The organism is Aphanizomenon sp. UHCC 0183, assembly GCF_009712065.1.
Taxonomy (GTDB): domain Bacteria; phylum Cyanobacteriota; class Cyanobacteriia; order Cyanobacteriales; family Nostocaceae; genus Dolichospermum; species Dolichospermum heterosporum.
The window spans coordinates 1-23,296 of the sequence record NZ_VILC01000010.1; the positions used below are offsets into that span (position 1 = coordinate 1).

Sequence of the window (23,296 nt, forward strand, 5' to 3'; positions counted from 1 at the left end):
GGTGAAGAATTCTTGATAATGCTGAATATCTCTTGTATCTATGTTGCGGGTTGGATAGATAACTACAGCATTCCAGTGATTTTTAGGGTTGTTTTGGCGGATGTAAAGAAATATTTCACTAAAAACTCTATGGTAGAGATCCTTATCTAATTGAAATTGTACTTCTAAAAAGTAGATCGGGTTATCTGTATTGTGGTTAGGTAAGAAAACTCCATCTATTCTAAAAGCTGTTTGTTTGACTTCAACTGATGAAAATTGATAAAGTTCTGCTAGTTGGGGAGAGTTACCAATCAGTTCAAAAAATATGCTGGGTATTTCTTGAAATAATCGGTAAAATATGCTGTCTGTTTTCATTTTAAAAAGTTGTTCAAAGGATTTTAAACCCACTTGTGTGGGTTTTGTTTGTAGCGAGAATTATCGGTTAATAGGTGATGGTTTCCAATTATCAAGCACTTCTTGAATCAATATCAATTCATTGAGATATTCACTCACTTCTGATTTTTGGCTTTTAAGAGTAGAAACAATCTCATGAGATTCTGATTCTCTGTTTACTCTTTGTGTCAGCAAATTATCGAAAATATCCAGAAATCTATTGATATAATCATTGATTTGCTGTTCACCTTTCTGAAAATTCTCTTCTACTTGTTCGTCAATAATACCCTTGAGTAAACCTATGTTTCTCTTTACTTGCTCATCTATCTTGTCTTTAATTCCTTGAGCAGTCAGCCGTAAATCAATTTCATAGTAGGATACTTCTGTTTTCATAACAACATCTTGTTCATAGACATGAGGACTTGCACAACAACGTTCCTCTTGCATAGTTATTTTCTTAGTTCTTTCAAAAACTTCTCGTTGTTCTTGAATTTTAGTATCAATGCCAGAAAATTCAAACTTAGGAAACTGAATTGCATTAGTACCAATCTCTATTTGCAAAGTCTCACCAATATACTGAGATAATTCATCAGAAATAGCTTGTATTTCTTGTTGAATTTGCTTAACTAAGTCCTCGTGAATCTTTGCACCTTCTCTCACAAGTCTGTCTTGTGTATCCAGCCAAAAGTTATGAACTATAGGAGCGCAGTAATCATTAATAATTTTACCTATTTCTTTAGCATCTTTTTTGTCTTTTACCTTGATTTTATATGGTTCTGAAGTTGAATCCTCTTTTAACAATGAAGTAACTTTATTCCAAATAAACGAGACAAGATTTTGGTTTTCTTTACTAGATACAGAACCCGAATTTTTAGCTTGTTCTTCTACTACTTTATCAATTTCCAAATCTATACGATTTTTAGCAGTTTCAGCAAACTTATAAATTTCTTGCCTAAAAGTTTTGAATAATCTTTTCTTTTGTGACTGTACAGACTTTTTTACACTTGCTAACTTATTTTCAATCAACTCAAAACGTTGTTTATATTCCTCTATTTTTTGTTGTAGTTCCTCAAATTCTAACTCCCAACCGCGAATTTCCGTAGTAAGTGTATCAGCTACAGATTGAGCAGCTTTATTCAAAACAGCCAAGACATCACTCAATAAATTCCATCCTGAAGTTTGCACAATATTTTTAATTACTGTCTCTTCAATTTTGAGAATACCGCTATCTTCTAAAGATTGAGATGCAATTTCTTCTGGTAAGGGAATAAGCATCCTACCTTTTTCATCTCTTTCTGCATATTTAATGATATAAAACTTTTCAAAATCCTTAATATGACTATCAGTTGCTTTTCCTTCTTGAATCAGCTTAGACAATAAAGCCTGTCTAGCAATGACTGGAGAAATATTTGGTTCAGGAATACCAAAGCTAACCAAACTCATTCTTAAAGATTCTATCACATCTTCAATCTTTCTATCACTTTCTCCTTTCATGTCTACCTTGTTAAGTACAAAGTACATTTTTCCTGTATTTTGTGCCAAAAAGTCCTGGCGGTTTTCAATTAAATCTTGCAGCAATTCTAAATTAATATTGTCTTTAAAAGATAGGTAATCCAGAATAAATAAGATAGCATCACAAGTGCGAAGTGCTTGTAGACTCGTCTGTTTTAAAGCTACTGTATTAAAACTCTCTGAGTTCCACTCATTTGGTCCAGGAGTATCAACTAAGGTAAATCCAGCTAGAGAAGGCAATTTACTAATAGCTTCAATAGGATGTTCTAATTCAAAACTTATAGTATGATCTAAATTTTTATTATCTCTTATTTGATATGTCCGTTCTGAAAACTTCCGCTTAATTTCTTCTGCATCACCAGTTGCTATAATTTCAGGAAATTCTTGATTTTCTCGATGTTCTAAAAGTCTAGGTGTTTGTTCTGCGTTAATTGGACGAATATCTGTACGAAAAACTGTACAAGCCTCTACATTAGTAGCTAAAACATCTGCACCAATCAAAGCATTGAGGAATGTACTTTTACCTGCATTCATGGCTGCAATTACAGCTACTTGATATTTTTGTTTAACTAAGGCTTGTAAAGCTTGTTTAATAGTATTTTCAACATTTTCTAATCCTTGGGTATTATCTCCTTCTTCGAGTCGTCCCGCACGAAGTTCTTTTATGTAATTTAAAAGTCTGTCACCTGTTTTGTTAATTTTGTTATAGGTATCCTGAAATTCTTGAGAATAGGATTTCATTGCTTTTTTCTCCTCTGGAGTTGTGCTATTTTTTGGCTTTTCTGAAATTATTTTTCTAGTTAAATCTTCACCAGGTAAATTGATTTTAACCGCTTTGGTGAAATTGCGTTCATAGTAATCACTAGGAACATTAACTAACTCTTCATTAATTCGGCAGAGAACATTATTTGTAAGATCCACTGCTTTTACAAATTGCTTTAAGACATCTATTGTCGGTTCTTTATCAATAGACCACATTATAGAAATCAAACTCTGTTGCAATCTCACTGCTAAACGCAAACAGTCTTTTTCTATTTCACCTAATGCAATCTGTCGAGTTAAATCGTGAATTTGTTTCTGACTTTCATCAGCAAGTTCATAGTATTGTTTTTGTAGATTCGTGTATTTCTCAACTAATTCATTTGCAACTTTCCTGTGATATTTTGCAGCTTGTCTATCATTTTCTCCAGCAGCATGAGAAGTAAAAGCACCTGCAACAGCACCAACAGCTAGACCTACAGCACCAAATACAAAAGGTAGTATGAAAATCATAGAATTCTTGATTTATTATTTAATGACTAGAAGGAAGGTAAACAGGTTGAGAATTAGGCAATAATTTACTATCTGCTGATGTAAGTCCTAAAGATTGAGCAATAGCCACTGATTCACGTAACCGTTGCATAGCCCCTTCTATTCCTGGTGCAATTGGACGATTTGTAATTTCTTGATTAATTGCTTTTGCTTCTGCCAAAAATTCTAGATTTTTCTGATGTTCATAAATCAGATCATTTTCAATTTCTTGTAATCTTCTTAATTCTTGCTGAGTTAAAGATTCATAATAGGTTTTTACAGCCTGTTTATGATCATCTAAGATTCTGAAAAACTCAACAGCCATACCTCCAGTACCAACAACAGCTAATAAAGGTGCTACTGTAGTTAATGCGATCGCTATTGGTGGACAAGCTGCTGCTAATGTTGCTGTTGTAAATGCTGTTACACCCCCAACTGCACCACCCATAGCAGTATCTTTTAATGTTTCTGTAGCCGCTTCCTGTGCAGAAATTTCACCTCGAACTACACGCAGCCCATGAGTTAGAAGTGAAAAAGGTACAGTTGTAACTGCACCCACAGCCGCCCCTATTGGTGCAGCTTGCAAACCTGCTTTTACAGCACCAGTTAAGTTATCAAAGTGGTATTTAGCATTTAATCTCATTTGCTCCCGACTAGTCATGGTTTTATCACCACGAGCCATATTATCCTTACCATTCTCCCATCTGATATTACTCGGATCATTAGAACCTCCCTTACTGTGGGGTTTAACGTGACTAGCGTGCTTATCAGATAGGTACTGTTCTACATTCTTGGCCGCAGTTTGACTATCTATACTCGCACGTTGAGATGGGGGAATCTTATCTAGCATTTCTTGGGCTTTTATTGTCGTTCGGATAGGTTCGCCAGAACGAACACCGCCTTTACTTAATCTATCTACCATGCTTTTAGATAGATCCTGTAAATTGACGTGGTGAATGTTGGTTGTCGCAGCCGCATTGACAGCAGAATTACGCTGGGAATCGTCAGACATGGATAATTACCTTTTTATATTTGACAGAAGCGTTTAATAAAATAAATTATACTCAATACAGCAATAATTGACTACTGATAAGAATAAATATACAGTTGGTGTAAATAAAATGACTGCACTAGAGAAATACACGATGCAATTTAGTCAATGCGAGATCATGTAGAAACACAGTCATCGCATTGAGACAACTTTACATATCGTTAGATACCTTTAAATTTTTCTGTTCACCTACTTACTTAATACTGTACAATTACTTAATACTGTAATTTTAGGTTTTTTGGTTATACAATAATTTCTTAGAGGGTGTTTGAAAACTATTAGATGAAACCGATAATCTCCAGAAATCTAACCCCCTTTCCCCTTGTAAAGGGGGGAAACAATAAAAATCCAGTTCCCTCCCCTTTACAAGGGGAGGGTTAGGGAGGGGTAAAAAATATTTGATACATCAACCATAACTTTTCAAACACCCTCTTAGAGAAGTCGGGTATCTTACTGAAAATTTGTTATTTAATCTAACCTAAGATAGATCAAGATTATATCTAAGAAAAGATGTGAAATATTAGTCTATCTTTGAAAATAGTAATTAGCACAGATAATGCTGTTACTGAGGTAAAAAATGTTGTCATATTTTTTCATTGCACTCGCTACAGCTTTAAGTTTGCTGATTGTTGATTTAGTTGTTCCCGGTGTAGATATTGCTAATTTTCCGGCAGCTTTAATTGCTGCTGTTGTGATTGGTTTAATTAATAGTGGAGTTAAACCAACCATTAATATCTTGTCTTTACCTTTGACATATCTCACATTAGGTGGATTTTCCCTAATTGTTAATGGACTCTGCTTTTGGTTAGCATCAGTTTTAGTTCCAGGTTTTCAAGTTCAAGGATTAATTGCTTTTATTATCGGTCCTGTAGTTCTTTCTTTAGCTAATACCTTTCTCAGTAAATACTTCGCAGAAAAAGGTTTTGAATTACAAGATAGTCAATAGGTAAACCCAACTTTAAAACTAGGAAATATCCATGAACTTACTGCGTATACTTATCGGTTTATTTCTACCTCCCTTGGGGGTTTTTCTCACCGTTGGCTTTGGTCCAACTTTGTTAATTAACATTTTGCTGACTCTGCTTGGTTGGCTTCCTGGTAGCATTCATGCAGTTTGGGTAATTGTCAAGCATGAAGAAAATATTAATAGAGAGGAAGGTACTTATTAAGTATAACAAGCAACAAGAATTTAGATCCCCGACTTCTTAGAGAAGTCGGGGATCTAAAGGATAGTTACTCATTAAGCACGAATATCTTTATCTTTGAATAAATCAGCCGTTGCTAATAGTAACTCACGCAAAGTTTGTTTTAATTGACGTTCTTTTTTCGCTATAACTGCACCTGCATCTGTCAATTTTTTTTCTAGAAGTGAGTAACTTTCTTTTACTTGTGCTGTGATAGATTCGGCTTTGGGATGGGATTTATCACACCATTGTTTGGCTTCATTTAAATAATCCTGTACTTCTTGATCACTTCCGCTATAACGTGCCGATAAATTGGCTCGAATAATTGCTGACTGTGCTTGTAATTGTGCATAGCGTTTCTTTAATAATCCAATTTCTTCACTATCTTTTATAGAATCAATGGCTGAATCAATCGCAATTTTTGTGTCTGCTGATTTATCTTGACTTGTTTCGATTATCTTCGTTAAAATTCCTTCAATTTCTGCTTGTAGTTCTTCTTCTTCTCTATCTAATTGAGCTTGTAATTGCTTAATTTCAGCTTGAGTTTTGACAATATCTGAGTGTTTTTTCAGATTTATTGCTTCCATCGCTCCTTCAATTGAAGCTACCACTCCTTCTTTAACTTCACTACCTTTTTCTTGTAAATTATCAATGACAGTAGACACAGCATCATTAACTAAATTACGCAGTTCATGAGAACCTTCTTGAAACTCAGAACCTACTTGAGAAACAGCAGATTTGACAATTTCCCGAATGCGTTCAGCTTTTAATTGTCCTGTTTCTTTAGCTTGGTATAAATCTATTTGAATTTGTTCTTTAATGTTCTTATTTGTGGTCATACTAAATACAAATCTCATTACAACACTTACACTCATTATGGCGAAATCTTTTAGCTATGAACACCCTCTAAAGAGATAAAATCATATCTATCTTTAGGTACTTCAAAGTATTTGGCGATTAGAAAGATGCTTCCACCACGCTACACAAGCAAAGTCTACCTTCGTAGATTCAGCAATTAGAAGTTTTTAACCCACGCAGGTGGGTTTTGTCTGTATAGCCGCGACTTCTAGTCGCCAGGAATTTTTTAGTTAAATGTTGCCAATTTATGAAATAATCAATATTGGTCAATAACTAAATTTTAATTATGTGGCAGGTAAATATCACTTGCGATGGTGAAGCGTGGAAAGTGTACGGTGCTGAATTTAAGAAAATGGTAGAAAATTACCAAGCTGAATTGATTGGTTCTAAAAAAATGCCAGATGGAAAACGGATCATGTCCTATAAAATTGAAGATGTCAGTGAAGCAGAAGCTTTTCAGGAACAATGTACAAACTTTATCGGCTTCATATCTGATTTTGAAGCCTTATGAAAAAACTAATAGTATTGATATTATGCACATTTTGCTTGTGGACTATCAATTTCACCTCACCCGCTAACGCTTTAGATACAGCCAAAGGGGCAGAAATTTTTAGTTTTCATTGTGCTGGTTGTCATATTAATGGGGAAAATATCATTAAACGCGGTAAAAACTTAAAAAAGAATGCACTTAAAAAATATGGCATGGATTCTTTAGAAGCGATTACAGCCATTGTCACTAATGGTAAGAATAATATGTCAGCTTATAAAAAAAGATTGACAACTGAGGAAATTCAACAAGTTGCAGCTTATGTTTTGGAACAAGCAGAAAAAGACTGGAAATAACAAGATAAAAAATATGATGTTACCTCAAGAAAGCTATTTACAATTTACTCCCGACTTGAAAATTTGCCGAATTTTAAATGGAATGTGGCAAGTTTCCGGTGGACATGGACGCATTAACCCCAAAACTGCCATTGAGTCTATGTTTCAATATGTTGATGCTGGTTTTACAACCTGGGATTTAGCAGACCATTATGGACCAGCAGAAGATTTTATTGGTGAGTTTCGTCGTCAACTGATAGCGACTCGTGGAGAAGAAGCTGTAAATAATATTCAAGCTTTTACCAAGTGGGTTCCTCGTGCGGGGAAGATGACAAAAAAACTGGTTGAGGAAAATATTGATATTTCTTTGAGAAGAATGGACGTTAAATCATTGGATTTAATGCAGTTTCACTGGTGGGAATATCGAGATGCTAATTATTTAGATGCTCTCAAATATATGGTAGAATTGCAAACTGAAGGTAAAATCAAACATTTAGCTTTAACTAATTTTGATACGGAACATTTGCAAATTATTACCGAAGCAGGAATCAAGATTGTTTCTAATCAAGTGCAGTTTTCTTTAGTTGACAGAAGACCACAGGTAAACATGGTTAAATTTTGTCAAGAACATGATATTAAGTTGTTTACCTATGGTAGTATTTGCGGTGGTTTGTTATCAGAAAAGTATTTGAATAAACCAGAACTTAAAGGCTTAGAAATAAATACCACCAGTTTGAGAAAATACAAACAAATGATTGATAATTGGGGTGGTTGGGGACTATTTCAACAGTTACTAAATACCTTAAAAACCATTGCTGATAAACATCAAGTAAGTATTGCTAATGTGGCTGTAAATTACGTTTTGAATCAGCCAGCAGTTGGGGGTGTAATTGTGGGTGCAAGGTTAGGAATTGCAGAACATTTGTCAGATAATTCTAGGGTGTTTAGTTTCAATTTAGATGCTGAGGACATAGGGAAAATAGATGCAGTTTCTCAGCATTCAAAAGATTTATATAAGTTAATTGGTGATTGTGGGGATGAGTATAGACGTTAATTGTAGGGTGGGTTAGTTAGATCTGAAAATAAGACCCCACCCCTAACCTAGTAGTTCGTCAAATTTATTTTGAAGGGTAATGATCGGAAAAAACTTCTGTTCTTCCCTCCCCTGCCCCCCCTGCTTCTCTTCTCCCCCTGCTTGCCTTCACCCGTCATTTTCGGGTTGACAGACTACCCCCTAACCCCTCCCCGCAAGCGAGGAGGGGAATAAGAAGTTTTTTATATGTCCTGGTGTACGCAGTTCATGATGGCTACTTATCAAAGGAATCTGCTATTAGCGTAGTTGAATACTTTAGTCTGTAGAACTTTTGTATTCAATATCTTAACCTGTTTCTATGCAATCAAGTAAACTAGACCAAAATTTAGGGCTAGAAATACAACGTCGTCGTATAGAAAAAGGTTGGTCTCAAGAGTATCTAGCAGAAATTACAGGTCTGCATAGAACCTATATTAGCCAACTGGAACGAGGATTAAAAAGCCCATCTGTAAGAGTTCTGAGTCATATCACCAACGCTTTAACTGTAACAATGAGTGAATTTTTGCAAGCTGTGGAGGAATCTTTAAGTGTTGACAAAAAACGAGATTGAGAGGCTAAAACAAGCTATTATTGCTACTGTTGCATCCCCAGCTATTGGGTCAATAGAAGATTATGCTTGGGAAGCTATTTTTCATTATGTTAAAGATATTCCTCTTTCTGATCCAGCTTTAGGACGTAGTAAACTGCTGTATGATGCAGTTAATATTTTAACTGAAACAGGTTGGTCATTGAAATCGCTCCAACTTGGTAACTTAAAAATTGGCAGCACATTTTTCTTTGTTATTCAAAGAGCAGATATTATTAGTAAAGCTGATCAACTTGGTTTTTCTGGTTTAACAGAATTATCTCCACCGGACGAACTGGGTGCGGCTATTATTCAACATTGGAATGAGAAATTGATCACAAATCAGTCATTACAAGGAGTTGAAAATAGTTATGAAAGCATACTACTGAAAACCATTAAAGGCAATGAATATGTTTATTGTGAATATCCTTTGTATCCACTTGATCCAACTACTTTTAATTGGGCTTGGACAGTAAATAAGAAAACTGGTAAAAGTGGTGCAGGTTTACAGGGTAGTATCGGAGATAAAATTGAGTTAGTTTGGTATAAGAATCAAAAACAACTTTTTAAAGCTAGAATTATTTCTCCAGAAGCAGTGAGAATAAATATTCAACGAACTCGTCTTAACCCTGAGAATTATGTGAAAACTATTCTTGCAGCTTTACAAGCACAAAATTCCTAATCTTAACTTTAGATAATGCACTCAGCGATAGTTTTAGCTAGTAGTGGAGGTACAGATTCACCAATCTGAGAAGCCATTTCTGTATATGTTCCTAGAAAATGGAAAGTATCTGGATAAGAATGAAGTCTCGCAGCTTCACGTATTGTAATGGTTCTATCTTGTGTGGGATGAAAGAATCTACCAGAACCAGGATGAAAAACCCATCTGGTAATTGTCTTCGCTGGTTTGTCCCAATAAAGCCTGCCATAAGCACCACTATAGTGTTTTTTAGGTGCTAATTCAGGTGGTAAATCTCTGGCATCTTGTCCTTCTTTTAACAGCCTTACTCTTGACATTTGAATGGAGCTTAAAGCACGAGCAATATGGTTTGTAATTTTTGTGCTGTCATGTCTGATTAAAGATTGATAAGTTGTTTGTGGATCTGAGGGATATCTATCTTCATCATATTTTTGTCCTGCATTTAGTTGTGGTAAATCTCCAATTGCATCTTTAACTGTAACAATTGGAGAATAATTAGATTTTAGTAGATTCGTTTGATAGGATGATTGTTTCTTACTAGAACCACTTTTAAGATCATCATTATGTGTAGGCTCTGGTAAGCAAATTAAATGCTCTAAACTAGCAATAAAGAAAGCTCTAGCTCTGGTTTGTGGCACTCCGTAGTTAGCAGCATTTAAAGATGATGTGACAACTTTATATCCCAGTAATTCTAGTTGATTTGTAATTTCATTTTTAAATAAACCTTTGTATGATGTCAAAATTTCCGGGACGTTTTCCATAATGACGTAAAGCGGTCTGAACTCTTGAACAAATTCTATAAAACTTTTATATAACTGATTCCGAGGATCATCTATATAGCGATATTCGGCAGGTATATTTCTGGAAAATCCTTGACAAGGAGGTCCGCCAATAATTGCTTTTAGTTCTTCTTTTTTTAAACCTAGATATGAACGGAGTTCTGAGGGATTAACTTCACGAATATCTTGATGTATAATTTTAGTGTTTGGGTAGTTATATTGATAGGTGGCTAAGGCTTTTTTATTTACATCAATGGCACAAGACGCTTCAAAGCCAGCCAAGTGAAAGCCTGTAGTTAAGCCACCTGCACCTGCGAATAAATCAATAGTTTTGTTGTTCATGCTTGAATACTATAGTATTCTATATTTAATGTCAAGTAGGATGATCTTGTTGTGGGTTACAGTATATTAAAAAATATCCAATTATCAAAAATGAATAAAAATACTATTCGCACCAGCTACATCCGCAAGGTTCATCATATCGCTTTTAATATCCAAAATATGACAGCATCTCGCCATTTTTACAATTGGGGTCAATTTTAGCACCTAGCCTGAATTTTCATGAATTTTATCTGATAATAAAACTAGCCTCTTTAAGCAAAACCTATGGAAACCCTCACCTTAAACATACCTCCCGCAGTAAATTTAACAGATGAGCAGTTTTATCAACTTTGCATTGCCAACGAACCTTGGCAATTAGAACTTACCCAAACGGGAGAATTAATTATTATGCCTCCCACAGGTGGAGAAAGCGGAATTAGAAACTCAGATATAACTACAGATTTAAGTATTTGGAATCGTCAAACTAAATTAGGTAAAGTATTTGATTCTTCTACAGAGTTTAAATTACCCAGTGGTGCTTATCGCTGTCCTGATGCAGCTTGGGTAAAACTAGCACGTTGGGAGGCTTTAAGTAAAGAAGAAAAAAAACGGTTCCCCCCCCTTTGTCCTGATTTTGTGATTGAATTGCGATCAGAAACGGATAGTTTAGAAAAATTACGCGCTAAAATGCGAGAATATCAAAATAATGGGGCGCTTTTAGGTTGGTTAATTGATCCACAAACACCCTTAGTAGAAATTTATCGTTACGGAAAAGATGTAGAAGTTTTAAACTTTGATGTTGACAACCCACCAAAACTTTCTGGTGAAGATATTTTACCGGGCTTTATTCTCGATTTGCAGATAATTTTAAATCCATAGATTCTAAATTTCGGGATGATGATTTCTCAAAAAAATATTCCCACTGGCTACCTCCGCAAGGTTCATCATATCGCTTTTAACGTCCAAAATATGGCAGCATCTCGCCATTTTTATGGTCATATTTTAGGCTTACACGAACTTACAGGGGATGAAATACCAGAAACATTAATAGAACTTGTCAACACCGGAAAAGTCGCCAACTTTGCCACTCCTGACGGTACAATTATTGACTTATTTGGAGAACCAGAATTATTACCACCAGATCCAGATCCCAGTAAGTCTTTCACTAGAGCGTATCATTTAGCCTTTGATATTGATCCAGAACTATTTGACCAAGCATTAGCAGTAATTCAAGAAAATAATTTAGTCATTGCTTATGGACCAGTTTCCCGTCCTACTGGTAGAGGAGTGTATTTTTATGATCCCGATGGATTTATGATTGAAATTCGTTGTGATCCTGATTAAATGAGACAGTGGGAAAATTTCGATAATTAAAGGCAATATAAAAGCAATATACAGCACTTCCCGGTGTTATGAGGTACAAGAACCCCACCCCCAACCCCCTCCAGTATCAAAAGCTTATCCTTTTCTTCCCCCCGCTGCGGGGCCGCTGCGGGGGGATTGAGGGGGGTGCGATGAGGGGGCTAAGATGTAACTCATATCATTGGAAACTACTGTAAGTAGGTGAACACAATAAGAGAACTCCACAAAAAAGATGATCCAATCTTGTGGGATGGGCATCTTGCCCGTCCTTTTATTATTAGCGGGCAAGATGCCCGCACCACAAGAAATTTTGGGATATTTTTTTAATTGGAAGTCTCTAAAACCAAGGTGTGTAAAGAAAAAAGAAAAGTAAAATCGCCCAAAGCTTCTTCACTCTTGCCTTTTGCCTCTTGCCTCTTGCCTCTTGCCCTCCCATAAAGACAATTTTCAATGCTAACCTACTGTAATTGAGGGCGGGGAAACCCTACGGATTTTGGGATATTTGAAATAAGGCTAAAAATGTACATTCCCAAACCAAACGAGGTTGGGCGTAACAAAGTAAATGTTTTCGAGTTTTTTCTAATTGTTGAATAATTTTTGGTTCATGTATTTGTTGCCAATAGTATTGTTGTAAATAGTCAATTAACCATAATTGGGCTTCTGTATCTAATTCTTTATCAATTTTTTTACCTAATTCTAAAGCATGACGGTAAGATGTTGGCGTTTTTTTCACCTGGGCGATAAATTCGCTAGGAATGGTTTGCAATTGTTGGTAGGAGGAAATAGCATTTCCTGGACTACCTGCGGCTATGTTTAAAACTTCTGGATGTTGCAAAATTTCGGCATTTCCTGTTTGTGTCAATACCTCAGTCATAGCCGCAGTATTCAACCGATAAAAAGGAACTTTTTGACAACGGGATACTAAAGTTGGTAACACAGATTCGGGGGAGGGGGCAATTAAAATTAATGTCGCTTTTCCCGGTTCTTCTAAAGTTTTTAACAACGCATTTGCCGCAGATTCCGCCATTGTTTCTGCTTGTTCTAATACTATGATATTCCGCGCTGCTTCCAATGGTGGACGAGAAAGAAATTGCGTAATTTCTCGAATTTGTTCTAAACGAATAACCGGTGGTGCTTTGCGTTTAACTCCCTTTTCGGCTGCTTCTGCTGGGGTGAGTCTTTGCCCTTGATATTGATAAGTTGGTTCTACCCACAATAAAGCTGGATGATTTCTTTGCTGAATGCGATTGTGTAAAATGGGAATTTGATCGGGTTTTATAGAACTAGAAAAAAGTAATTCAATAAAACATTTTGCTGCTAAACTTCTGCCTACACCATCAGCACCCACAAACATATAAGCTGGTGCAACTCGATGTTGTTTAACGGATTGAGTTAATAATTCTACCGCTTGCTGTTGTCCGATTAATGACGAGAACATAGTTATGAAAACAGGCGTTGCTGTAAAATTTCCTGGATACTTTTTTGAACGATATCTTGACTGTCATTGCCATCTATTCGCACAATTCGGGATGGATTGGATGCAGCTAATTCTGTATATCCTTGCTGTACCCGACGATGAAAAGTAATAGTTTCCTGTTCAATTCTATCTAGTTTAGCTTGTCCCCGTTTGCGGGATAGTCCTACCTCTACATCTACATCTAACCAAATAGTTAAATCACTTTCTAAGCCACCAGTAGCAATCTGATTAAGTTGATGAATGAGATTCATATTTAAACCTCTACCATAACCTTGATAGGCGATAGTAGAATCAGTATAGCGATCGCACAAAATAAATTTCCCTATGGCTAAATTAGGTTTTAACTCTTCTTCAATATGTTGTGACCTGTCCGCTGCATATAATAATAGTTCCGTGACTTCCCCCACCGGCTTACTTGGTGACTTTTCCAATAATAACGCCCGTAAATCCTTTCCTAACTCCGTTCCCCCTGGTTCACGAGTCAGTATTACTGATATATTTAAGCTTTCTAACCACTGAAAACACCGTTGCATCTGAGTAGTTTTACCACAACCCTCCACACCTTCAAATACAATGAACTTACCACTCATGTTGTTAAATTTTGTAAATACTGATTTTTTAGACATCCCTATTTATATAAACTCTACACCAAAAGCAAACCTTATATGATTGCCCCAAATATCGCAGTAGACACGAAGACGTGGTGCTACATTAACTCCAAGAGTCAGATCCCCGACTTCTCTAAGAAGTCGGGGATCTGGGTATGAGTGCAAAATAAATTGAACATTATAAAAATCCCTAAACTAATCAATTTTGTAGGGGTCTAATTTTCATACAATATGATGAAAAATAATTTTCAGTAAATCCCCTTGAGAAAAAGGCTTTTCTAAATAGCCATTAGCCCTCACAAATTTGGCTTTAGCTTTATCTCTTAATCCGATTCTTTCGGTCATCAAAATCACAGGAGTATTTTTATAATGCGAGTGTTTCCGCAATAAAGAACAGATTTCATAGCCATCTAAATTAGGCATTTCTACATTTAATAAAATCATATCGGGCTGTACTCGCAAAATTTCCATTAAAGCTTGGGAAGAATCCATGAATTTCAGCACAGAAAATATTTGGTCATCTAAAAAATCTTCCACAGCATTTAATATGCTATAGTCATTGTCCACACCCAAAATACTATATTTCTTCCTCTCCCTAACTGGGGAGTTTATCGGCTGATGTATATGTAGTTGAGAATCAACTTGCTCAGAATTGCTTTTAGGTAACTGTTCGTGATATGTAATATGTGACGGTGATTGATGATGATTTTCAAAATTCAAATTTTCCTGAACATCAACCTTAACCCCTGATTGACATTGTTCTACTAAAGTTCTTAAATTTAAATGACAAAATTTAGGAAGATTATCTAAAAAAGTATGTCGAACAAATTCATAACTGCCATATTCTAAATCTAGTAATGATTCTAAAACCTCCAATGCTAATTGTTCAATCAACAAAGCAGTCTGAAAGTGACTAATATATTTTTGATTAACTAACCAACAAATTGCTAAATAATCTGGATTTGGTATTGACTGATTTTCAAGATCCTTTTCAAAAATCATCCGTACCTGTTCATTAATACCCATAGGAAGAGTCGAAATTTGCTGACTCAATCTCTGTAAATTACGATAAAGAGGTTCAAACATTTCCTCAGAATAACCAGCGTAAATTAGTTTACCCTGATCCATATATATTGACCAAGCACTCGACTCACTAAATACCTGCAAACAACCAGTAAAAGAATTATTAGTAATCTTTTTTAATAAGCTAATTGGTTGGATATTTTGAAAAAATCTATATCTACTAATCGGAATTGTGTTAATATGCTGGGATTGATCATTAAAATTTTCTCTCATGATCATTTAATTAGTGAATTTTACAATGGTTTTGAATTATAAGTATTCAAGTATTACTTTTAGGTTACTATAGATTTTTTAGAGAAATAAAAAAGTATCTTAAACATAAGATGAAAAAATGAAGTACAGCAGTTCTCCCAGAACATTTTGAATCTCAATGTTTCTTAAAACACCCCATACCTAATCGTGTCTGCAATTAATAATATCCAAGTTACCGAAAATAGCGATCGCCTAGATCGCTACTTATCCCAAGAGTTATCAGATTTATCCCGTTCTCGCATCCAGCAGTTAATAGAACAGGGTCATGTTCAAATTAATGACAAGATTTGCACATCTAAAAAGATTAACCTGAAAACAGGCGATCGCATTACCCTGGAACTTCCCACCATTCAACCTTTAGAAGTAATCGCAGAAGATATTCCCCTAGACATCCTCTACGAAGACGACGAACTAATCATTCTCAATAAACCCGCAGGTTTAGTAGTCCACCCCGCACCCGGACATCCTGACGGAACCTTAGTTAATGCTATCTTGGCCCACTGTCCCAACTTACCAGGAATCGGTGGCGTGCAACGTCCAGGAATTGTCCATCGTTTAGATAAAGATACAACAGGAGCAATTGCGATCGCCAAAACAGACTTAGCTTACCAACACCTACAAGCGCAACTACAGGCAAAAACCGCCAGAAGAGAATATTTAGGCCTAATTTACGGTGTCCCCAAAACAGAAACCGGAATTATAGATTTACCCATTGGACGCAATCCCCAAGACCGTAAAAAAATGGCTATTGTTTCTATAGAAGATGGTGGACGCAACGCCATTACTCATTGGCGTGTAAAAGAACGGTTTGGCAACTACACCTTAATTCACTTCCAACTAGAAACAGGACGTACCCATCAAATTCGCGTTCACAGTGCCAAAATGGGTCATCCTATCGTCGGCGACCCCATTTATAGTTCAGGTCATTCCCTGGGTGTAAATTTGCCGGGACAAGCATTACACGCTTGGAAACTCCAGCTACAACATCCCGTTTCTGGGGAGTTAGTCGCAGTCACAGCACCCCTTCCCCGCAGCTTGACAACTTTACTGGAAGTCCTGCGCCGTCGTAGTGGTATTTATTAAGAATTCCTGAAAAAATAGCCATTTAGTCTCATTTTGTGAGTTTTACCTTTGGGAAAATTTATATCCCCCCAGGGGGGAAAAAAAAGAAAATTTCCCAAATATTTAGAAATGTAAATTTAACATTCCTTAACAAAAATTATAAAACTCATATAGAAGCTAAAAAAAGCTTTGGTGTAGTTATATCAAGAGTTTACAGCAAAATTAAAACAATCTTTAACCGCCGAGTATTGCGATTTTTTGCAAAAAATATAAAGTTATGTAACGTAAATATAAGAATTTTCTCAGCTATACCCCTTATATAGGAAGGATTTGAGCCTTATCTTAGGCTATGATCTCATTTATTCATAATTTGTAACGAATAAAGACTCTATAGCATTGTATAAACATAAACTGTAGGGGTTAAACAACAGAGGAAAGTTGAAAAAAGCAGGCAATTCATCAAGTTTGCCACTTTCTCATAAAATTTTCCTTGACTCTCATAATTTTTGGTTTGTAACCTGTAAACTAGTAAATGAGAGAGCGAATTGAGAAACGCTTTGATTTGACTCCGTTGCGAACAAATCCGAATTAGTTTTAATTTAGACATCTCTCAACTAAGTAATTTAGGAGATTAGAGTCCATGACATTAGATGTATTTTCCAAGGTTGTTTCCCAAGCCGACGCTAGAGGCGAATTCCTCAGCACCGAACAACTAGATGCTTTAAGTGCAGTTGTAGCTTCCGGTAACAAGCGTTTAGACGCTGTTAACCGTATTACAAGCAACGCTTCCGCTATCGTTACCAACGCAGCTCGTTCTTTATTTGAAGAACAGCCTCAATTGATCGCTCCCGGTGGTAATGCTTACACCAACCGTCGGAACGCTGCTTGTCTACGCGACATGGAAATCATTTTACGCTATGTTACTTACGCCGCTATCGCTGGTGACGCTAGTGTTCTTGATGACCGTTGCTTGAACGGCTTGCGCGAAACATACCAAGCTTTGGGTACTCCTGGTAGCTCTGTAGCAGTTGGTGTTGGTAAAATGAAAGAAGCAGCGATCGCTATCGTTAACGATCCTAACGGTATCACCAAAGGTGATTGCAGTTCTTTGGTTTCTGAATTGGCAAGCTACTTCGACCGCGCTGCGGCTGCTGTTGTTTAATAATTCATGACAAATTGGCTCAAACCTGAATTGAGCTTTTCCCATAGTCTGCATGGCGTAGCCATACAAAAAAAGCAAGAAACTATCTAGGAGATTTTCACCAATGAAAACACCAATTACCGAAGCAATCGCATCTGCTGATACCCAAGGACGCTTTTTAAGCAACACCGAATTACAAGCAGTTAACGGTCGTCTAGTTCGTGCTGCTGCCAGCATGGAAGCTGCCCGTGGTTTAACAGCTAACGCTCAAAAATTGATTGACGGTGCTACTAGTGCCGTATACAGCAAATTCCCTTACACCACCTCCACACAAGGCAATCAATTCGCAGCTGATCCTCGTGGTAAAGCTAAGTGCGCCCGTGACGTTGGTCACTACCTCCGCATCATCACCTATAGCTTAGTTGCTGGTGGTACAGGTCCTTTGGATGAGTTCTTAATTGCCGGTTTAGCTGAAGTTAACGCCGCATTTGACTTGTCTCCTAGCTGGTATGTAGAAGCATTGAAATCCATCAAAGCTAGTCATGGTCTAAGTGGTCAAGCTGCTAACGAAGCTAATACCTACATTGACTACGCAATCAACGCTCTTAGCTAGATAGCGTCATGCCCGGAGAGGGATACAATTGTTAGATGGATTTACCCCTAAAGGGGTTCACCAGTCGTTCATGGGGAGTCACTGCGTAAGTTGGAAAATATTCCGACTGGGAATTGAGTGGCGTTAAGACCATACATGATCACTCTGGTTCACCTAGCAATTGGATCTAGCTCCGGGCATAGTTTTATGTACAGATAAAACAGGTCAAGAGGCAAGAGGCAAGAGGCAAAAGGCAAGAGGCAAGAGGCAAAAGGCAAGAGGCAAGAGGTAAGAGGTAAATCCTACTGACCACTGACCACTGACCACTGACCACTGACCACTGACCACTGACAACTGACCAAGCTTTATTCAGCCAAAATTCGGCACAATAAAGGGGAAAAATATGGCAATTACAACAGCAGCATCCAGACTGGGGACAGAGCCTTTTAGCGACGCACGCAGAGTTGAACTGCGCCCCAACGCCAGCCGAGAAGAAGTCGAATTGGTAATTCGTGCCGTTTATCGGCAAGTCTTAGGAAATGACTATATATTGGCATCAGATCGCTTAATCAGCGCAGAATCATTGCTACGCGATGGCAACTTGAGCGTCCGTGAGTTTGTTCGCAGCATCGCTAAATCAGAACTCTACAAAGCTAAATTCTTCTACAACAGTTTTCAAACTCGGTTAATTGAACTCAACTACAAACATTTGTTGGGTCGCGCACCATACAATGAGTCCGAAGTAACTTACCACTTAGACTTATATATTAACCAAGGTTACGACGCGGAAATTGACTCCTACATTGATTCTGAAGAATATCAAAATAGCTTTGGGGAAAGCGTTGTTCCCTACTATCGCGGTTTTGATTTTCAAACAGGACAAAGTGCAGCCGGATTTACTCGGATGTTCCGTTTATACCGGGGTTATGCCAACAGCGATACCGCTCAAGTCGAAGGTGCTAAATCTCGTTTAGCGCGGGAATTAGCTAGTAATCAGACCTCATCAGTTGTTGGACCATCTGGCAGTAATGAAAACTGGGGTTTCCGTGTATCGGCGGATAACGCTCCTAAGCAAAACTTGGGTAATGCCGTAGGAGAATCAAATCGTACCTACCGAGTTGAAGTTACAGGCATCCGCAATCCAGGATACCCCAGCGTGCGCCGTAGCAGCACAGTATTTATTGTACCTTACGAGCGCCTCCTAGACAAAATGCAGCAAATTCATCGAGTTGGCGGCAAAATTGTCAGCGTAATTTCCACCTAAGATCCGGCGCTGTTCACCGACAAAACTCATCATAGGAGATATAGAAGTAATGTTCGGTCAAACCACACTTGGCGCTAGTAGCGTTTCCTCATCTGCAAGCCGCGTATTTCGTTACGAAGTTGTCGGCTTAAAGCAAAACGAAGAAAGCGACAAAAATAAATTTGACATTCGCCGCAGTGGTAGCGTGTTTATTACCGTACCCTACAGCCGGATGAATGAGGAAATGCAACGAATCAGCCGTTTAGGTGGCAGAATCGTCAAAATTGAAACTTTGACAGTAGCAGGATAAACATACGCCCTGGCAATGATAGAAACCAGTGGAGAAGCATATTCTGTAAAGAATGCACCAAATCTCACACCAGAGATAGCTATTGCTAACCTGCAATCATCAGATTTAAGTCTCCGCTATTATGCTGCTTGGTGGTTGGGTAAGTTCCGGGTCAGTCAGCCAGAAGCCATAGACGCACTGATCAAGGCGTTAGAGGATGAATCTGACAGAACCGAACTGGGTGGTTATCCCTTACGGCGTAATGCCGCGAGGGCGCTTGGTAAATTGGGCAACCTAAAAGCCGTACCAGGTTTGATTAAGTGTTTAGAATGTAGTGATTTTTATGTCCGCGAAGCAGCAGCCCAATCTTTAGCTATGCTTAAGGATAAAACCGCATTACCAGCACTGATCAAACTGCTCGATGGGGGAGTTGACCAAGCTGTACAAGTACCTGGTTTTCCCCACCTTGCCCAGCCCTATACAGCAGTATTAGAAGCCTTAGGAGCTATGGGTGCAACTGAGGCTATTTCCCTTGTGCAGCCTTTTCTCAACCATTCTGTTCCTCGATTACAATGCTCCGCCGCCAGAGCCATGTACCAACTGACACAAGACTCCATTTATGGTGAGTTATTAGTGAAAACTTTGGCAACAGGTGATTTGAAAATGCGTCGCGTTGTCTTGGGGGATTTGGGAGCAATTGGGTATTTGTCCGCAGCAGAGGCGATCGCCCTTGCACAAGTGGAAAGTAGCTTTAAACTTATTGCTTTAAAAGGATTATTAGAGTATCAACTGCCAGAACAGTCTGATACTTTTGATATATCCGCACCAGCTATCCGAATCATGAATCTCATAGATTCACTCTTATAAGTAGGTTAGCATTGAAAATCGTCCTTATGGCAAGAGGCAAAAGGCAAGAGGCAAGAGTGAAGAGGGTTTGGGCGATTTTACTTTTCTTTACACAGATTGGTTTTATTGTGTTCACCTACTTAGTTAGTAGTCAGTTGTCAATTGTCAGTTGTAAAACTACTGACCACTGACCACTGACCACTGACCACTGACCACTGACCACTGACAACAGAAAAATGGATGAACTAATTCGGGCTGTCACCGTAGCAGAAACACCTGAGCAAATGGTGACAGCAGTTAAAAATCTGGCAGCAGCCAAAGATCCATTGTCAATTCCTACCTTAATTGCCGTCTTTGGTTATAACAATCCAGCAGCGGCCATAGTGGCGGCAGCCGGGTTGACAGAGTTGGGAGAAATAGCAGTACCACAATTGCTAGACCAAATTGATGATTATAACTATGGCGCACGGGCTTATTCGATTCGTACAATAGCTGCGATCGCAGATCCCCGTGCTTTGGATATTCTCATCTCCACTGCATTGACTGACTTTGCCCCTAGTGTCCGCCGTGCTGCTGCGAAGGGATTAGGAAACATACATTGGCAGAAATTAGCACCTACTGAAGCTGAAATAGCCATTAACCGCGCCCTAGAGACACTTCTGTTGATTTGCGAAGATCCAGATTGGTCAATTCGTTATGCTGCTATTGTTGGGTTACAAGCTTTAGCAAAAGTAGCTATAGTGCAATTACCTATTTCGGCTAAATTTCAATTAATGCTGACTAACGATACTGAAAAAGCCGTTCGCGCTCGCGTTCAGTTAGCCTTGGCTCAGTAAACTGATTTATATACCATATAACAAGGTAAAAGTAAAGATGTCAATACCACTACTAGAATATGCGCCCAAGTCGCAAAACCAGCGAGTAGAAGGTTATGAAGTTGCCAACGAAGACACCCCAACTACTTATCGCTTAGATAGAGCTACCTCAGACCAAGATATTGATAGCATCATCTGGGCTGCATATCGCCAAATTTTCAGCGAACATTTGATTTTAGCCAGCTACAAGCAAACCGCTTTAGAATCACAACTGCGAAATCGGGCGATTACCCTCCGTGATTTTATCCGAGGTTTAGGTAAATCAGACGTTTACCATACCCAAGTAGCAGATACAAATTCTAACTATCGCTTAGTTGACATCACTTTAAAACGTTTCTTAGGTCGGGCTGCTTACAACAAAGACGAAGAAATTGCTTGGTCAATTGTGATTGCTACCAAAGGTTTACACGGTTTTATAGATGCTCTATTAGAATCAGACGAGTATTTAGACAATTTTGGTGATGATGTTGTCCCCTACCAACGTCGTCGCTTTGGCTCACGCCCCTTTAACCTAGCTAACCCCCGTTATGGTGCTGACTGGCGCGATACTCAAAACCTGCGTGGCTTGGCTGGTCGTTCCTACTACAGTATCCGCACATCAGGACAACTGACCACAGCAGATATCCGTCGGGCGATTCCCGCCAACTTCTTCATTATGGCGGGAACAATTATTACCAACGAATGCAACTACCAACGCAGTTTGGCGACAGCCCAATCTTTCGTTAGTAACACCGCAATACCTGACACTAGTAGAGATAACCAAGAACAACCCAGCATTAAACCTGTGGCAGTTTCCTTACCCTATCGTTACATCCCTGCTAATGCTAAAAATTAGTCATTGGTAATTGGTAATTGGTAATTGGTAATTGGAAAATACGGCGTTGCTGATTAAGAGTATGATTTTATTTCACGCAGAGGCGCTCCAGTCGCAGAGAGTAAGAGTTTCATTTTTTTGATTTTTCAATTTCATACCTCAATTCAGCAACGCCGAAAATACTTATTCCCTGTTCCCTGTTCCCTGTTCCCTGTTCCCTGTTCCCTGTTCCCTGTTCCCTGTTCCCTGTTCCCTGTTCCCTAACAACTAACAAACATGACAATACCTTTACTAGAATACAAACCCAGTTCTCAAAACCAGCGTGTTTCTGGTTATGAAGTTCCCAATGAAGATACACCCAAAATTTACCGCATCGAAGACTACGGCTTTGGTGGAGAAGTAGAAGAACTAATTTGGGCGGCTTATCGGCAACTTTTTAGCGAACACGTAATTCTCAAATTTTACCGCCAAGTTCACTTAGAATCCCAAGTCAAAAACAAAGCCATTACCGTCCGCGATTTTATCCGGGGATTAGCAAAATCTGAAGCTTTCCAAAATTTGGTAATTCAGAGTAACTCCAACTACAGATTAGTAGAAATTGGACTAAAACGGTTATTGGGTCGCGCACCTTATAACAAAGAAGAAGAAATCGCTTGGTCAATTGTGATTGCTACCAAAGGTTGGGGCGGTTTTGTGGATGCTTTACTAGATTCTGAAGAATATCAAAACAACTTTGGGGAAAATATCGTTCCCTACCAAAGACGACGTTATAAAGATAGACCTTTTAATTTAGTAACACCACGATACAGCGACTACTGGCGCGACCAAATCGAGGATGCTCGTTACAAATGGGGCGACATCAAAAACTTTTTGGATATGGCAAATTCCATTAAGATTAAAACAGTGCCTCACACACCAGTTAGCACTGCCAACATCCAAATTCCTAACACTACCAGAGACACCAAATCAACAGGTATTCCTGTTTCTATTAGTCCTAGTGCTAGTTTTCCCCTGCGCTAAATAGTTTTTTAACTAGCTGGGAAATTTCGGTGATAAAAGTGACAAAGTTTGCATTTTTTTAAGGATTTTAATTTTAGTTATTTCG

The 23,296-nt window shown here is 38.0% G+C and carries 26 protein-coding genes; 18 read left to right on the forward strand and 8 right to left on the reverse strand.

What is annotated here, in order from left to right; genetic code table 11:
- From FJR37_RS04905 to FJR37_RS04915, 3 genes are all read right to left on the reverse strand, one after another.
- Positions 1–354, reverse strand: a 354-nt coding sequence (locus FJR37_RS04905) for an Rpn family recombination-promoting nuclease/putative transposase (RefSeq protein WP_168465466.1), incomplete at its 3' end; no start/stop codon positions are given.
- A gap of 60 nt (positions 355–414) precedes the next feature.
- Positions 415–3,156: a dynamin family protein gene (locus FJR37_RS04910; RefSeq protein ID WP_168465467.1), complete on the reverse strand. Its 2,742-nt coding sequence runs from the start codon at positions 3,154–3,156 to the stop codon at positions 415–417.
- 19 nt (positions 3,157–3,175) lie between these two features.
- Positions 3,176–4,186 (reverse strand): hypothetical protein, encoded by a 1,011-nt coding sequence (locus tag FJR37_RS04915; RefSeq protein ID WP_053538514.1) that lies wholly within the window; start codon positions 4,184–4,186, stop codon positions 3,176–3,178.
- 616 nt (positions 4,187–4,802) lie between these two features.
- Between FJR37_RS04915 and FJR37_RS04920 the strand changes: the two genes are divergently transcribed.
- Both FJR37_RS04920 and FJR37_RS04925 read left to right on the forward strand, forming a co-directional pair.
- Positions 4,803–5,171, forward strand: a complete 369-nt coding sequence (locus tag FJR37_RS04920; RefSeq protein ID WP_039201081.1) for a phage holin family protein — start codon at positions 4,803–4,805, stop codon at positions 5,169–5,171.
- Positions 5,172–5,202: 31 nt separating this feature from the next.
- Positions 5,203–5,394 (forward strand): YqaE/Pmp3 family membrane protein, encoded by a 192-nt coding sequence (locus FJR37_RS04925; RefSeq protein WP_027402184.1) that lies wholly within the window; start codon positions 5,203–5,205, stop codon positions 5,392–5,394.
- 71 nt (positions 5,395–5,465) lie between these two features.
- On the opposite strand, the gene FJR37_RS04930 is transcribed toward FJR37_RS04925, so the two are convergent.
- Entirely contained in the window at positions 5,466–6,248 is a 783-nt protein-coding gene (locus FJR37_RS04930; protein ID WP_039201087.1) for a hypothetical protein, read from the reverse strand.
- A gap of 305 nt (positions 6,249–6,553) precedes the next feature.
- On the opposite strand from FJR37_RS04930, the gene FJR37_RS04935 reads away from it, so the two are divergent.
- The 5 genes from FJR37_RS04935 (at position 6,554) to FJR37_RS04955 (ending at position 9,429) form a co-directional block, all read left to right on the forward strand.
- The gene (locus FJR37_RS04935; RefSeq protein WP_053538516.1) at positions 6,554–6,778 is read left to right on the forward strand and encodes a hypothetical protein; all 225 of its coding nucleotides are present in this window, start codon (positions 6,554–6,556) and stop codon (positions 6,776–6,778) included.
- A complete protein-coding gene (gene petJ, locus FJR37_RS04940; RefSeq protein WP_168465468.1) occupies positions 6,775–7,110 on the forward strand; it encodes a cytochrome c6 PetJ in 336 nt (111 codons plus the stop codon). The genes FJR37_RS04935 and petJ overlap by 4 nt, the downstream gene beginning before the upstream one ends.
- Before the next feature lie 13 nt (positions 7,111–7,123).
- Positions 7,124–8,143, forward strand: a complete 1,020-nt coding sequence (locus FJR37_RS04945) for an aldo/keto reductase (protein ID WP_168465469.1) — start codon at positions 7,124–7,126, stop codon at positions 8,141–8,143.
- A gap of 337 nt (positions 8,144–8,480) precedes the next feature.
- Positions 8,481–8,732 (forward strand): helix-turn-helix domain-containing protein, encoded by a 252-nt coding sequence (locus FJR37_RS04950; protein ID WP_027402189.1) that lies wholly within the window; start codon positions 8,481–8,483, stop codon positions 8,730–8,732.
- The gene (locus FJR37_RS04955) at positions 8,710–9,429 is read left to right on the forward strand and encodes a hypothetical protein (protein ID WP_027402190.1); all 720 of its coding nucleotides are present in this window, start codon (positions 8,710–8,712) and stop codon (positions 9,427–9,429) included. Before FJR37_RS04950 ends, FJR37_RS04955 begins: the two co-directional genes overlap by 23 nt.
- An 8-nt stretch (positions 9,430–9,437) precedes the next feature.
- Here FJR37_RS04955 and FJR37_RS04960 read toward each other — a convergent pair whose 3' ends face one another.
- Complete coding sequence (locus tag FJR37_RS04960; RefSeq protein ID WP_039201079.1) at positions 9,438–10,568, reverse strand: DNA cytosine methyltransferase; 1,131 nt, start codon at positions 10,566–10,568, stop codon at positions 9,438–9,440.
- A 264-nt stretch (positions 10,569–10,832) separates the two neighbouring features.
- On the opposite strand from FJR37_RS04960, the gene FJR37_RS04970 reads away from it, so the two are divergent.
- Positions 10,833–11,426 (forward strand): Uma2 family endonuclease, encoded by a 594-nt coding sequence (locus tag FJR37_RS04970; protein WP_039200917.1) that lies wholly within the window; start codon positions 10,833–10,835, stop codon positions 11,424–11,426.
- Between the two features lie 18 nt (positions 11,427–11,444).
- Positions 11,445–11,891 carry a VOC family protein gene (locus tag FJR37_RS04975; protein WP_053538518.1) on the forward strand — a complete coding sequence of 149 codons (447 nt, stop codon included), beginning with the start codon at positions 11,445–11,447 and terminating at the stop codon, positions 11,889–11,891.
- A gap of 502 nt (positions 11,892–12,393) precedes the next feature.
- Here FJR37_RS04975 and FJR37_RS04980 read toward each other — a convergent pair.
- The 3 genes from FJR37_RS04980 to FJR37_RS04990 form a co-directional block, all read right to left on the reverse strand.
- A complete protein-coding gene (locus tag FJR37_RS04980) occupies positions 12,394–13,347 on the reverse strand; it encodes a DNA polymerase III subunit delta' (RefSeq protein WP_053538519.1) in 954 nt (317 codons plus the stop codon).
- Positions 13,348–13,349: 2 nt separating this feature from the next.
- The gene (tmk, locus tag FJR37_RS04985; protein WP_039200915.1) at positions 13,350–13,976 is read right to left on the reverse strand and encodes a dTMP kinase; all 627 of its coding nucleotides are present in this window, start codon (positions 13,974–13,976) and stop codon (positions 13,350–13,352) included.
- A 240-nt stretch (positions 13,977–14,216) separates the two neighbouring features.
- Positions 14,217–15,257, reverse strand: coding sequence for a response regulator (locus tag FJR37_RS04990; RefSeq protein WP_039200918.1), 1,041 nt, complete (start codon positions 15,255–15,257; stop codon positions 14,217–14,219).
- Between the two features lie 219 nt (positions 15,258–15,476).
- Here FJR37_RS04990 and FJR37_RS04995 point away from each other — a divergent pair, with 219 nt between their 5' ends.
- The 9 genes from FJR37_RS04995 to FJR37_RS05035 all read left to right on the forward strand — a co-directional run bounded on the left by FJR37_RS04995 (position 15,477) and on the right by FJR37_RS05035 (position 23,211).
- Entirely contained in the window at positions 15,477–16,412 is a 936-nt protein-coding gene (locus FJR37_RS04995) for an RluA family pseudouridine synthase (protein ID WP_039200914.1), read from the forward strand.
- 619 nt (positions 16,413–17,031) lie between these two features.
- Complete coding sequence (locus FJR37_RS05000) at positions 17,032–17,553, forward strand: phycocyanin subunit beta (RefSeq protein WP_027402197.1); 522 nt, start codon at positions 17,032–17,034, stop codon at positions 17,551–17,553.
- Between the two features lie 103 nt (positions 17,554–17,656).
- On the forward strand, positions 17,657–18,145 hold the full coding sequence (cpcA, locus tag FJR37_RS05005) for a phycocyanin subunit alpha (protein ID WP_027402198.1): 489 nt from the start codon (positions 17,657–17,659) through the stop codon (positions 18,143–18,145).
- Positions 18,146–18,527: 382 nt separating this feature from the next.
- Complete coding sequence (locus FJR37_RS05010) at positions 18,528–19,388, forward strand: phycobilisome linker polypeptide (protein WP_039200913.1); 861 nt, start codon at positions 18,528–18,530, stop codon at positions 19,386–19,388.
- Positions 19,389–19,437: 49 nt separating this feature from the next.
- Positions 19,438–19,677, forward strand: coding sequence for a phycobilisome linker polypeptide (locus FJR37_RS05015; protein ID WP_039200912.1), 240 nt, complete (start codon positions 19,438–19,440; stop codon positions 19,675–19,677).
- A 15-nt stretch (positions 19,678–19,692) separates the two neighbouring features.
- Positions 19,693–20,523 (forward strand): HEAT repeat domain-containing protein, encoded by an 831-nt coding sequence (locus FJR37_RS05020; protein WP_168465470.1) that lies wholly within the window; start codon positions 19,693–19,695, stop codon positions 20,521–20,523.
- Between the two features lie 215 nt (positions 20,524–20,738).
- Positions 20,739–21,338, forward strand: coding sequence for a HEAT repeat domain-containing protein (locus FJR37_RS05025; RefSeq protein ID WP_039200909.1), 600 nt, complete (start codon positions 20,739–20,741; stop codon positions 21,336–21,338).
- A gap of 37 nt (positions 21,339–21,375) precedes the next feature.
- Positions 21,376–22,212 carry a phycobilisome rod-core linker polypeptide gene (locus FJR37_RS05030; protein ID WP_039200908.1) on the forward strand — a complete coding sequence of 279 codons (837 nt, stop codon included), beginning with the start codon at positions 21,376–21,378 and terminating at the stop codon, positions 22,210–22,212.
- Between the two features lie 255 nt (positions 22,213–22,467).
- Positions 22,468–23,211 carry a phycobilisome rod-core linker polypeptide gene (locus FJR37_RS05035; protein WP_039200907.1) on the forward strand — a complete coding sequence of 248 codons (744 nt, stop codon included), beginning with the start codon at positions 22,468–22,470 and terminating at the stop codon, positions 23,209–23,211.
- Positions 23,212–23,296: the final 85 nt, after the last annotated feature.